The organism is Dokdonella sp. (genome assembly GCF_019634775.1).
GTDB lineage: Bacteria > Pseudomonadota > Gammaproteobacteria > Xanthomonadales > Rhodanobacteraceae > Dokdonella.
Genome location: NZ_JAHCAS010000001.1, coordinates 1009940 through 1022603 on the forward strand (window position 1 = coordinate 1009940; position 12664 = coordinate 1022603).

The 12664-nt window shown below is 67.6% G+C and carries 9 protein-coding genes; 4 read left to right on the plus strand and 5 right to left on the minus strand.

Going from position 1 to position 12664, the window contains the following annotated elements; all coding sequences use genetic code 11:
* Positions 1-32 precede the first annotated feature (32 nt).
* On the plus strand, positions 33-308 hold the full coding sequence (locus KF907_RS04360) for an NHLP-related RiPP peptide (RefSeq protein ID WP_291218563.1): 276 nt from the start codon (positions 33-35) through the stop codon (positions 306-308).
* On the opposite strand, the gene KF907_RS04365 is transcribed toward KF907_RS04360, so the two are convergent.
* Positions 300-2954, minus strand: coding sequence for a putative peptide modification system cyclase (locus KF907_RS04365; RefSeq protein ID WP_291218565.1), 2655 nt, complete (start codon positions 2952-2954; stop codon positions 300-302). The genes KF907_RS04360 and KF907_RS04365 overlap by 9 nt on opposite strands.
* A 90-nt stretch (positions 2955-3044) precedes the next feature.
* On the minus strand, positions 3045-3383 hold the full coding sequence (locus KF907_RS04370) for a hypothetical protein (RefSeq protein WP_291218567.1): 339 nt from the start codon (positions 3381-3383) through the stop codon (positions 3045-3047).
* Positions 3384-3686: 303 nt separating this feature from the next.
* Between KF907_RS04370 and KF907_RS04375 the strand changes: the two genes are divergently transcribed.
* From KF907_RS04375 to KF907_RS04385, 3 genes are all read left to right on the plus strand, one after another.
* Positions 3687-5621 (plus strand): pyridoxal phosphate-dependent decarboxylase family protein, encoded by a 1935-nt coding sequence (locus tag KF907_RS04375; RefSeq protein ID WP_291218569.1) that lies wholly within the window; start codon positions 3687-3689, stop codon positions 5619-5621.
* A complete protein-coding gene (locus tag KF907_RS04380) occupies positions 5618-6706 on the plus strand; it encodes a PLP-dependent cysteine synthase family protein (protein ID WP_291218571.1) in 1089 nt (362 codons plus the stop codon). The genes KF907_RS04375 and KF907_RS04380 overlap by 4 nt, the downstream gene beginning before the upstream one ends.
* 273 nt (positions 6707-6979) lie before the next feature.
* On the plus strand, positions 6980-7813 hold the full coding sequence (locus KF907_RS04385; protein WP_291218573.1) for a pirin family protein: 834 nt from the start codon (positions 6980-6982) through the stop codon (positions 7811-7813).
* Positions 7814-7849: 36 nt separating this feature from the next.
* Here KF907_RS04385 and KF907_RS04390 read toward each other — a convergent pair whose 3' ends face one another.
* From KF907_RS04390 to KF907_RS04400, 3 genes are all read right to left on the minus strand, one after another.
* Complete coding sequence (locus tag KF907_RS04390) at positions 7850-8848, minus strand: NAD-dependent epimerase/dehydratase family protein (RefSeq protein ID WP_291218575.1); 999 nt, start codon at positions 8846-8848, stop codon at positions 7850-7852.
* Between the two features lie 256 nt (positions 8849-9104).
* Positions 9105-9488: a DUF4156 domain-containing protein gene (locus tag KF907_RS04395; RefSeq protein ID WP_291218577.1), complete on the minus strand. Its 384-nt coding sequence runs from the start codon at positions 9486-9488 to the stop codon at positions 9105-9107.
* 138 nt (positions 9489-9626) lie between these two features.
* Positions 9627-12455: a M16 family metallopeptidase gene (locus KF907_RS04400; protein ID WP_343214751.1), complete on the minus strand. Its 2829-nt coding sequence runs from the start codon at positions 12453-12455 to the stop codon at positions 9627-9629.
* Positions 12456-12664: the final 209 nt, after the last annotated feature.

Below are 12664 nucleotides of genomic sequence, written 5' to 3' on the forward strand. Positions count from 1 at the left end.
TGCATCGTTTCCACAGGGGGAGGGTAGATCGCATGACCGACTCGAAATTGACCGAGGCACAGGCCAATGCCTTGCTACGCCGGCTGGCCGACGACGATGCCTTTCGCAAGCTGTTCCGCAAAAAACCAGCCAAGGCGCTGCAGGAGATCGGCGTGCCCCTGCGCACGATCGTCGATCTGGACAGCCGTTGCCTGTGTCCGGCCCCGCTGGCGCCCAAGAAGGCATTCCGGGCCGCCGTCGAGAGCTTTGATCGCAAGACGCTCGAGACGACCATGTCGATGCGGCCACCCAAGATGAAGCTACGGTAGCGAACCCGCCCGCAGCGCCTCGTCGACCGCGTTCGCGCGTTCGTGTGGGCCGGGAGCCGCTTTCCATCCGGGCCAAGCGGTCATGAACGCCTGCAGTGACTTGCGAGCGTCATCGTTGTCGCCGAGGCGCAGGGACAGCGCGGCCGTGTCGAGGAGAGCGAGTGTCGACTGGGCGACGTTGTAGACCCGCCAAGCCGGCCCCGTGCCTGTCTCGGCGTAGACGCGACCGCGGTGCCGCGCCAGCCAGCGTGCCTGCTCACGTGCGGCCCGCGGATCGCCGACGGCACGATAGGCCTCCATCAGGGCCAGATGGGTCACATAGGGCTCGCGGCCGTCGACCAGCGGTAGCAAGCGCTCAAGGGCCAGGTTCGCGGATTGTTCGCGCAACGCGATCGCAGCTTCGACGACCTTGAGCACACGTTCCAGCAGGGGATTTGCACCGTCGCGAACGCGCTCATCCAGGCGGAGCAGCAACTCACGCGCCAAGGAGGGTTCGCCGTGGCGGGCCGCAAGCCAGGCATCGAACAAGATGCGCGCATCGTGCTCGTCGCGATTCGGCATTTCATCGACGGGCGGTTCGGCCAGGTTGCGCAGGCCACTGTTGACCACGCCGCGGACGTGATCAGGTACGCCGGTGACCGCCTGCAGTGACAACATCACGCTCTCGACGGTCCTCAGGCGTGCCGCGTCCAGTCCTGACTTCCCGGCTTCGCCAAGCATTCTCTCGGCGTCATTCCACGAGGACATGTCGACCGCGAAAGCGGTTTCCGTGAGCAGGCGATCGAGCCGAGCCGAGGGCATTCGGGACACACGTCCTTCCGCCAGCGAGCGTTTCGCTTCGGCGTACTCGCGGCGTGCTGCGTGCAGCGAGGCGGGGAGGTTGTTCTCGTACGCGACACCCAACGTACTCGCCTCGGCGAAGTGCGTGTGCGCGCTGTCGAATTGTTCCTCGCCGAGCTCCAGCGTCGCCAGCAGGTAGAGGCTCATGCCTCGATGCGGATTGTGCGTGACGGCCGCCCGCCGCGCGGCGGGAATCGCTTCGGCATAGTCGTTGGCGTATTGCCACACATAGAAGGCATACGTGCCTTGCGCCGTGAACAGGTCCGGATAGACCAAGGCGAGGGACTTCCACTGCCCGAGGGCTTCACGCGGCGAGGACAGATTCGCGCGCCAGGCATCGGCCAGCATGCGCTCGCGGGCGGCCATGCGGTCCTCCAGTGCGCGTACCTTCTCGAGCTGGTCCGCTGCCTCGGTACGGCGGTCGAGATTGAACAATGTCGCGGCAAGGGCGATTCGCGCGCGGGCAAATCCCGGATCGATGCGGATTGCCGCCTGCAACAGGCGAATCGCCTCGTCGTCGTCACCCTGGCTGCCGAGCTTCTGGCCCAGGGAATAGGCCCTGAGTGCATCGAGATTGTCGGTTGCCACCTTCTCCAGCGGCATCGTCTCGTTGGTCACGCTCGTCAGCGCCTCGCCCAGGCGCACGCGCAGCTTGCGGTTGATCGTGTCCAACGATCCGAGCACGGATTGCGCACCGGCCCCGTCCGCTGATTCGGAGTACACCGTGGCTTGCGTATGCGGGTCGATCACCTCCGCCGTGACGCGCACCCGTCCGCCGATCTCGGCGACGGTCGGCAGGATCAAGGCCTTTGCTCCGTCGCGGATCGCCACTTCGGAACCGACCATGCGATCGACCTTCGTCGTGTCGGGGTCGCGCTGCATGCGCTTGACCGTGTCGCGCACCTTGAGCTCCGGCAGCACGTTCACGTACCGCGATTGTTCCAGGCTGATTCTCAGCGCACTCTCCAGCGCGTCGTCGAACACGCTCTCGCTGGTCAGGTTGTTGAGACTTCCCACCACCACCCAATCGCGGTTCGCGAACGCGACCGCCGGTTCGGGCTTCAGCAGTGAATACAGTGGGATCGCCAGCAGGGCCAGTACCACCATGCCTTCCACCACCACCGTCGCCGGACGCCGCCAGAATGGCACCTCGCGATGGGCCTTGCTCGACCATGGTGGCGCCTTCAGAGGTGCCACGCCGTCTTCACCGACCTCGAACACCGGCACCGGGTCCGGAACGCCACGGAACCGGTAGCGGCCGTGGGTGCGCCAACGCACCTTTTCCTGCGCGATGCCCAGTTCGCCTTGCGCGCGGTGTGCGAGCACGTAAGCGATGTTCGACAGCAAGATCTGGTTCGGCAGGGCAAGGTTCATCAGGCGCGACGTGATCGGCTTGACCAACCCTTCCACTTCGGTCGGCTTGGCCCCTTTCGCCACATCTTCCGGGCGGTTGTCCCAGATCATCACGTCGCCGACATGGATGCCGACGCGCGCCGCCAGGGTCGATTCTTCCGCCGCGTTGAGCTGGCGCAGACCGCGCTGATAGTCGAGGGCGAACGCGACCGCCTGGATCGGCCGTTCGAACATCATCAGGAAGCCGTCGGTCTTGTCGATCTCGCGTCCGCCGTGACGGTCGGCGATCGTGCGCGCAAGGCGGTCGTGCTTGCGGATCAGTTCGGCTGCCGCACGGTCGCCCATGCGTTCAACGAGGCCGGTCGAGTCCACCAGGTCGCAAAGCAGCAGCGTGCGCAGGACCGGATTCGCGTCCGTCCCACTGTCGCTGGCGATTGGTACGGACGCGTCCACGCGGCATCCTCTCCATTGCGCAGTGCTATACGAATGCCCATTCTGCGACGAGCGGGGTGGAAGTGCCAGTCGTCATGGGCGTGAACCGGTTCATTCGCCGCCTGCTGTTACGGCCGCCAGGTGCGTGCGCAGTTCTCGCACTTCCGCCTGCAACGCGATCCAGGCTCGCTCCCACTGGCCGTCTCGTGGGACCGCGCGCTCGAAACGCAGCAGACTCGACGAGACGGCATCCAGCTCGGCTCGCAAACGCGTGATCTCGGCCAGTGCCGCCTCGTGTTCGTCGCGGCCGATGAAGAAGACCTTGCGGTCGCGGCAGACGCCGATACAGGTCTGCGGCGCCTCGATCCGGCCGCAACCGATGCACTGCCAGGCTTGGAGGTAGATGTCCGCGACAGGGGTGTCCGCGGCCTGGTCGCGGGCACGGGTCATGGGTGGGAGCGAAGCGCTGGGGCTACGGGGTCGTGCTTTGGCATGGCGCTGTTTCCGACGGGGCCCCCGACCGGGCGAGGGGCATCGCAACCGAAGTCTCGCACCGATGCATGGGTCTGCGGGAGCCGCCTCGGTCCCGGCCCGGAACCGGAGCATCCCGGCCGTGGAGCCTGCGCCGAAGCCGGCTCGCATGCCTTGATCCACATCAGGTGGGACCTTCCGCAGTCCGGTCATTGACCTGGATCAGCGCAGTCCGCCGCGTCGCCGCGCATGCTCGCGCCGCCGCCGCAAAGATCGATCCCCGTGCCTGCCGACCCCGCGCCGATTCCGCCCCGCGACCACGCACTCGATGCCTGTTTCCTCGGCCCATACGGCGAGAACGACACCCTGCTCGAGAAGCTGCTGGTCGAGTTCCTGCGTGACCACGTCTACTGGCGGCGCAACTTCCATCCGGAGGATCCGCCGGCAATCGGCACGGCCGCCGCGCGGCATCCGGACTACCTCGCCTTCGAGGCGCGCATGCGCCGCGAGCTGCATCAGCTCTCCGCCGCGCTGAAGCGGTCGATGCCGTTCCACAGTCCGCGCTACATCGGCCACATGGCCTCGGACCTGCTGCTCCCCGGCCTGGCCGCGCAGATGCTGGCGCTGCCGTACAACCCGAACAACGTCAGCGAAGACTCGGCGCCGGTCACGATCGACATGGAAGTGCGCGTCGGCCTGCAGCTCGCGCGCATGTTGGGTTATGTGCACGATCCGGCGCGCGCGGATTGTGCGTTCGGCCACCTGACCTCGGGGGGCACGCTGGCCAACTACCAGGCGCTGCGCCTGGCGCTGGCGATGAAAGCCTTCCCGGTCGCGCTGCGTGCCGCCGGCGTGCCGGACATCGTGTTGCCGGGCGACGACTGGCAGGCCTTCAACCTGTCCGGGGAGGCCATCGTCGCATTGCTCGATCGCTGGCAGGGCTGGCTGGCCGCGCAGGCGCCGACCGAGCGCAAGCGCTGGCGCGAGACGGTCGAGGCCGCACGCATCGAGCAGCTCGGCCTGGCCAGCTTCTTCGCCGCGCATCCGTCGCTGCAGGTGCCATGCGTGCTCGCCCCGGTGACCGCACACTACTCATGGAGCAAGGGCCTCAAGCTGCTCGGCCTCGGCCGCGCCCAGCTCGACCTGCTGCCGACGCAGGGCATGCGCCTGCATGTCGACGCTCTCGAAAGTCATCTCCAGCGCTGCGCGCGCGAATGCCGGCCGGTACTGATGGCCGTGGCCGTGCTCGGCAGCACCGAGTACGGCACGATCGATCCAGTCGACGGCATGCTCGCCGCACGCGAACGCAGCCGCGCACGAGGTCTCGATTTCGCCGTGCACGTCGATGCCGCCTGGGGCGGCTATCTCGCCACCCTGTTCCGCAACGAGGACGGCTCGCTGCGCACGCGCGATGAAATCGCCGCGGAGTTCCGCTATTTCCCCTCGCCGGCCTTGCATGCCGCTTTCGGCGCCCTCGGCAACACGGATTCGGTGACTGTCGATCCGCACAAGCTCGGCTACCTGCCGTTCGGCAGCGGCGCCTTCGTCTGCCGCGACCACCGCGCCATGGACCTGCTCGCCGAGCGGGCCGACTACGTGTTCCACGGCGGTGTGGCGACCGACTACTTCGCCCACTTCCGTGGTCTTGGCCAGTTCGTCGCCGAAGGTTCGAAACCCGGCGCGGCGGCAGCAGGCGTCTACGTGGTCCACAAGGTGCTGCCGCTCGACCACCGCCACTTTGGTCGCTTGCCGCGGGCGACGATCCGCGCCGCCGAAGCCTTCCACGATCGAGCGCTGCGCTTCGCCGACGAGGTCGCCGATCATTTGTGCGTGCGCATCCCATTCGCCCCGGACAGCAATCTCGTCTGTCTCGCCATGAATCCGCAAGGCAATCGCTCTCTGGCTACGGCGAACGCCTTCATGCATCGCCTTTCCACGGTGCTGCGCGCCGATCCACACCAGCCCCTGCAGATCAAGGAGTTCTTCGGTTCCGTGACCACGCTGCGCCCGGACCTGCTCGGTGCGGAGCAGACACAGCACATCTTTTCCTCGCTCGGCCTCGATGCGGAAGCGGCCGAGCCATTGACGATCCTGCGCCACACGCTGATGAACCCGTACCTGATCGACGTCGAGAACGGCATCAGCTACATCGAGCGCTATTTCGACTTCCTCGCGCGTTGCACGACGGCACTCATGGCGCACGGAGGCAGCGCATGAGCACCGCGCCCATGAGCGATGACCGGAGCTGGGTGCACGCGGCGATCGATGCGCTCGAACGCGAGGCCGCTCGATCGGCCGACACGCACCTGCTGAAGGTCGATCTGCCGGGTTTCCCGGGCATCGACTTCTATTTCAAGGACGAGGCCTCGCATCCGACCGGCAGCCTCAAGCATCGCCTGGCACGTTCGCTGTACCTGTATGCGCTGTGCAACGGGCGTCTGCGCGCCGGCCAGGACGTCGTCGATGCCTCCTCCGGCAGTACCGCCATCGCCGAGGCCTGGTTCGCGCGCCTGCTTGGCCTGCGCTTCACCGCGGTCATGCCCGCTTGCACGGCGCCGGCGAAGATCCGCGCAGTGGAAGCACTCGGCGGTACCTGTGACCTCGTTGACGATGCGGCTGCGGTACATGCTCGTGCCGCTGCGCATGCTGCGCGTGGCGCCTGCCACCTCGACCAGTTCGGACTCGCCGAACGCGCCACCGACTGGCGCGGCAACAACAACATCGCCGAATCGATCATCGGCCAGCTTGCGCGCGAACCGCAGGCGCTGCCGACGTGGATCGTGTGCGGCGCGGGTACCGGAGGCACCTCGGCGACGATCGGACGCTACCTGCGCTATCGCCGCCTGCCGACTCGCCTGTGCGTGGCCGAGCCGGTTGGCAGCGCCTTCGTGAACGGCTGGCGCACGCGCGATGCGTGCGCCGTCGCCAACCGGCCGACCGTGATCGAGGGCATCGGTCGCCCGCGCGTCGAACCGGGTTTCCTGTTCGATGTCGTCGATGCCGTGGTCGAGGTACCCGACGAAGCCTCGATCGCCGCGGCGTGGATGCTGGAAGACCTGCTCGGTCGCCGCTACGGCGGCTCGTCCGGCACCAACCTCGTCACCTGCCTGCAGTTGGCCGCCGACATGCGCGCGCGTGGCGAAACCGGCAGCCTCGTCACCCTGCTGTGCGACGGCGGCGAACGCTATGCGGAAACCCTGTTCGACGCCGGCTGGCTCGCCGCGCATGACCTCGATCCCGCGCGCTGGCGCGGATCGATCGAAGCCGGCCTGTGTGAAGGCTGTGCGCCTTTGCCGGATTGATCCGGGCATTTCCCGGGGCAGCATCGCGCGCAGGGTGCGCTCCGGCACAACTCTTTCGTTGGAGCACTCCGCGCGCGATGCTCTCGCCATCGATCCTTCATGCGCCGGACCAGCGTGGGGCGTCTACGCAGGACAATTTGCAGGCCGAATCAACAGGGCCAGCCTTCTCTGCTCGATTGTTCACTCCGGCGCGCCAAGCCATCCACTCATGCCGCCTTGTCGCGCGCATGGCGCAGGTCCACCTTGCCGGAATTGCGCAACCGGAGTCCTCCAATGACCACCTCCCCTCGGCGCGTCACACGCCTCGTGCATGGCCAGCCAACCAGCGATGGCGCTGGCGTCAAGCTCAACCGCGTGATCGGCACGCAGGGATTCACGATGCTCGATCCGTTCCTGATGCTCGACGAGTTCCGCTCCGACCAGGCCGGCGACTACATCGCCGGTTTCCCGAGCCATCCGCACCGTGGCTTCGAGACGGTCACCTACATGCTCGCCGGACGCATGCGCCACGCTGACAACCAGGGCAACAGAGGCCTGTTGACCGCCGGCAGCGTGCAGTGGATGACCGCAGGGCGCGGCATCGTGCATTCGGAGATGCCCGAGCAGGAAGACGGCCTGATGTGGGGCTTCCAGCTCTGGGTGAATCTGCCCGCGCACGAGAAGATGCGCGCGCCGCGCTACCAGGACATCGCGCCGGAGGCGGTGCCCGAAGTCGCCGCCGCAGCGGGCGCGACGGTGCGCGTGATCGCCGGAACCTTCGGTGGCGTCGAAGGGCCGGTGCAGGGCATCACCACCGCACCGCTCTACCTCGACCTGCATCTGGATGGCGGCGCAGCCCTCGACGTCCCGCTGCCGGCCGCGCACAGCGCCTTCGCCTACGTCTACGCCGGTGATGCCACGATCGGCAGCGAGCGCGTGCAGCGCGGCCAGCTCGCCGTGCTCGGTGAGGGCGGTGGCGTGCAGATCGCGGCCGACGCACCTGCGCGCATGATCCTCGTCGCCGCCCGCCCGCTGCACGAGCCGGTGGCGAAGTACGGCCCGTTCGTCATGAACACGCAGGACGAGATCATGCAGGCGGTCAGGGATTACCGCGACGGGCGGTTCTGAAGATGCTGCGCTCGCCCAGGTGCTGGGCGGGGCCGATCAACCGCGGCTGAGCAGGCGCTCGCGCGCCAGTTGCGTCTGCAGGCGAGTGATGCCTTCGGTCATGCTCACCTTCGGCACGTAGCCGAAATCGCGTTTCGCGGCGCTGAGGTTGAACCAGCTTGCGTGGTTGAACAGGTCGAGCATGTTGGCGTTGACCAGTGGCGATGGGCCATCGTCGCCCTGCAGGCGGGCGCCGGCGGCAAAGGCGCGCGCGGTCAGGCCGGCCAGGCGGCGCTTTTCCGGCGGAAAACCACCGGCGCGCAGCAGTGCGTTGAGGAAGGCTTCGATCGTCAGCGGTTCGCCCTGGGCGATGAAGTAGGTCTTGCCGGCAATCGGCGAACCAGGCGCGAGGCGCTCGATCGCGAGCGCGTGCGCTTCGGCCGCGTTGTCGACATGGCAGGGATCGATGCGCTTGTCGGGTTCGCCGAACAGGCGCAGCTTGCCGCGCCGGGCGAGATCGAGCAGAGCCGGGATGAACCTGGCTTCGCCATTGCCCCAGAGCAGGTGCGGGCGCAGCACGCAGGTGGCGAGGTTGCTGCCGTTGGCAGCGAGCACGCGTTGTTCTGCGAGTGCCTTGGTATGCGGCATTGGCGTCGACCAGCGGGGCGGATACGGCCGGCTCTCATCGACGCCATCGAGATCTTCGTTGCCGATGACGACGCTGGCGCACGAGGTCAACAGCAGGCGCGGTACGCCGACCAGTTCGCAGGCACCGAGCACGCAGTCGGTCGAGCGCAGGTTGGCCTCGTGCAGTGCCTCGATGCTGGCCAGTGGATCGACGCAGCCGGCGGCATGCACGACCGCATCACAACCGATCGCCGCCTCGACGACATCGTCGAAACCGCTGATGCTGCCGGGCTTCTGCTCGACCCCGGCGGCGGCCAGGGCCGGGTGTTCGCGGCGCACCAGCGCGCGCACGCGATGTCCCCGCGCGGCGAGCGCGGCGGCGATGCTGCGTCCGAGGAAACCGGTTGCTCCGGTCAGAAGTATCTGCATGACGCTCGTGCTTCCGTCGCGCGGCGACGGCCCCTGCCGCGAAGTGTGCAGGAAAACCGTGGGGGATTTCGAGGGGAGACCTGCGGGAGCGTGGCGGAATCGACGTTTCGGCGCGAAAACCAGCGGCAGGGCACGCGCCCGGAGCGGGCTGTCGGACGGCTTCCGCGATGATGTCCCTCATGGCGCGGGCCGGCGCGTCATCGGGATGGATCGCGACCGGAGCGCTCCGCGCAGGAGCCGCTCACGGGAAATGAACTCAGCGGATCGGAAACGTCTCCGCGCCGCCGTCGGCGGAGGAGGGTCGCTGCGTGGCCGGTGGACGCAGATGATCGCCGCACTGGTAGGCGCCCCAGCGTTGTTCACCATTGACGACGGCACCGAGTGGCTTGACCGTGTCTGCGCCCATGCTGGCGCCTTCGTTGCGCGCCATGATGTCGAGCTCGTCGTTGACCTTGGTGTTGCGGCGGTTGACCGGGCCGAGCTTGTCGAGCACCGAGACGGTGATCGTGCCGAGGTTGCGGCAGGCGCCGACGTCGTCGTTCCAGGCCACGCGCACGCGGCTGCCGGCGGCATCGAGCTTGATGCCCCAACTGCAGGCGGCGAGCGGAACGACGAGGGCGGCGGCGAACAGGGCTTTCATCGATGCATGATCGGCGATGGAAAAGGGCGTTCAGGCTAGCGGGATGATGCTGAATGGTCGCGGTTGCCCGGCACAGGCGAAAAGCATCCCCTCAACCCTCTTGGCAGCGCCCCCCGCGGTGCAGGGGGAGCGAAGTGGTCAGCGCACGACCTTGCCGTCGGCATCGAGCACCTTGACCTCGCCGAGGCCGAGGGCGCGGACCGGCTCCTCGATCTTCGCGAGATCACCGACCACGACCCAGGTGTAGGTGTCGGCACGGATGACCTCGCGCGCGGCGGCTTCGATGTCGGCATCCTTCAGGCCTTCGTAGCGTGCCTTCAGCGTGGTCGCGTAGTCGTCCGGGCGGCCGTACAGCGCATTGCTGGACAGCGTGCCGAGTACCGCGGCGGTGGTCTCGTAGCTGCCCGGCAGTGCGCGCACACGCTGTTCCCGGATCTTGGTGATCTCGTCCGCGCTCGGCGGGCGCTCGCCGACGATGGCACGCGATTCGCGAAGGATCTCGGTGATGGACTCGGCGGTCTTGTCGGTCTGCACGGACACCGAGGCAATGAATGGGCGTTGTCCGAGCGCGTCACTCATCGAGCTGCGCGCGCCGTAGGCCCAACGCTTGTCCTCACGCAGGTTCATGTTGAGGCGCGAGGTGAAGGTGCCACCGAACACGGCGTTCATGGTCGCGAGTTCGATGTTGTTGGCGGCCGTGGTCGACGGCGCCAGCGCACCGGCGAAGATCAGGGTCTGCGGGGCCGCCGGACGGTCGATCAGGAAAACGCGCGCCTGCTTCTGTGCGGCGACCGCTGGAATCGCCCGCTTGGGCGGCAGGGCGATGCGTGTCGCCGGCCATCGGCCGAAATGGCGGTCGAGCGCGGCGACGATCTCGTCGAGTTCGATGTCACCGGCGACGAGCACGCGCACATTGTCCGGGCGGATCAGTTCGCTGTGGAAACGCTTCAGTTCCGCTGCATCGATCGCGCCGATCGAGGCCTCCGTGCCGCTGCCGGTGAACGGAATCGCGTACGGATGACCCTCGCCGTACAGCAGTGGCGGCAGCGCGCGCAGGGCAAGCGCACCGGCTTCGGTCTTCTCCTGGGCGATGCCGGCCAGCCATTGGCCACGCACGCGTTCGATGTCGGCTTCGCGGAAGGCCGGGTTGCGCACGATGTCAGCGAACAATGCCAGCGAAGGTTCGAGTTCGGCTTTGAGTGCATTGAGCGAAACCGACGAGGCGTCGAGGCCCGAACCGGAATTGATGCGTGCGCCGAGGCGCTGGCTGCGGCGGGCGATCTCGAGCGAGTCGAGTGCCTGTGTGCCTTCGTCGAGCATGGCCATGGCGAACGACGAGGTGCCAAGCGGGCGACCGACGTCGCTGGCATAGCCGGCGGCGAACTGCAGCTGGATCTGCACGACCGGAATCGTGTCGCGCCGCGCGAGCACGACCTCGATGCCGTTGGCGAGCCTGCCGCGCTCGACCGCCGGAAAGCTCAGCGCCGGGAACGTGGTCACTGCGGGGACGCCGGCACTGCGGTCGACGTTGCTCTTGACTGTCGCGTACTCGCGCTTGGGCGGCAGCTTCGGCGCCGGCTTGCCTTTGGCCGGGCCGAGAGCCTTCGGCGGCGCCTCGTCGATCGCCTCGCCTTCCTTCGGCGGGCGCACGACCAGCGTGTAGTCACCTTTTGCGATCCAGCGCTTCGCCGCCGCCTTCACGCTGGCCGGCGTCGCCGCCTGCAGGCGCTGGTAGTCGATCTTCCAGGCATCCGGGCTGCCGCGGTAGACCTGCGCTTCGGCCAGCACGGTGGCCTTGCCGCTGAAGCCGCCGACTTTCTCGAGGCCGCGGATGAATCCGGCACGACTCGCCATCTTCGCGCGCGCAAGCTCGTCGTCGGTCGGCCCCTCGGCGAGGAACTTCTTCCACTCCTCGGCGATGGCCTTCTCGACCCGGGCCGGGTCGACGCCGGAACGCACATCGGCACTGAGCATGAATTGGCTGACCAGGGCGAACGGTGCCACCTCGACGGAGACATCGTCGACCAGCTTGTCCTTGTAGACGAGGCGTTCGTACAGGCGTGAGGTCTTGCTGCCGCCGAGCGCAGCGGCGGCGAGCGTGAGCAGCGGCTGGTCGGCATGGCCGAGCTCGGCGACGTTCCACACGCGATGGATGCGCACCTGGGCGACATGGTCGACCTGTTCGCCGCGCGTCGAGGTCGTGCGTTGCGCGACCCAGGGCTGCTGGCGCGGCACCGGTGGGCCGGCCGGAATGTCGCCGAAGTAACGGGTGACCTTGTCCAGCGCCACGGCAGGCGTGACATCACCGGCCAGAACGATGGTCGTATTGGCCGCGCCGTAGTAGTCGTGGAACCACTGCTTGACGTCATCCAGCGAGGCCGCGTCGAGGTCGGCCATCGAGCCGATCGTGTCGTGCTGGTACGGATGATTGGCCGGGAAGGTGTTGGCGAGGATGTTTTCCTCGACGCGTCCGTACGGGCGGTTCTCGCCCTGGCGCTTCTCGTTCTGCACGACGCCACGCTGGGTGTCGAGTTCGTGCTGGCCGATGGCGCCGAGCAGATGACCCATGCGATCGGATTCCAGCCACAGCGTCATGTCGAGCGCGGTGGTCGGTACGGTCTGGAAGTAGTTCGTGCGGTCGAACCAGGTGGTGCCGTTCTGGTCGGTCGCGCCGACCTTCTCGAACGGCCCGAACCAGGTGCCTTTGTGGTTCTCCGAGCCCGAGAACATCAGGTGTTCGAACAGGTGCGCGAAACCCGTCTTGCCGGCCGGTTCGTCGGCCGAGCCGACGTGGTACCAGATGCTGACCGCGACCACCGGAGCCTTGTGGTCCTCGTGCACGATCAGGGTCAGGCCATTCGGCAGCACGTGGCGCGTGTACGGGATGTCGACAGCGTCAGCCGCGGCGAGGGCATGGCCGATGCAGCCGACGGCGGCAAGCACGGCTGCAGCGATACGCTTGTTCATGGGGTTCCTTCAGGGCTGGAATGCGCGGGGCGCGCAGGCTAACCGCGCCCGTCACCAACGGCAACCGCCGTGCGTCACGGCGATTCCCGCGCGCTGGCGTGACGCCGGGACGGAAGGCCACACGATCCAGGTGGGTGCGTCGTGCCACCGCACGGTCCGCCCCGGGCCGCCGTCGCCGTCCCCCCGCAGCGCGAAGCAGGAATCCCCGG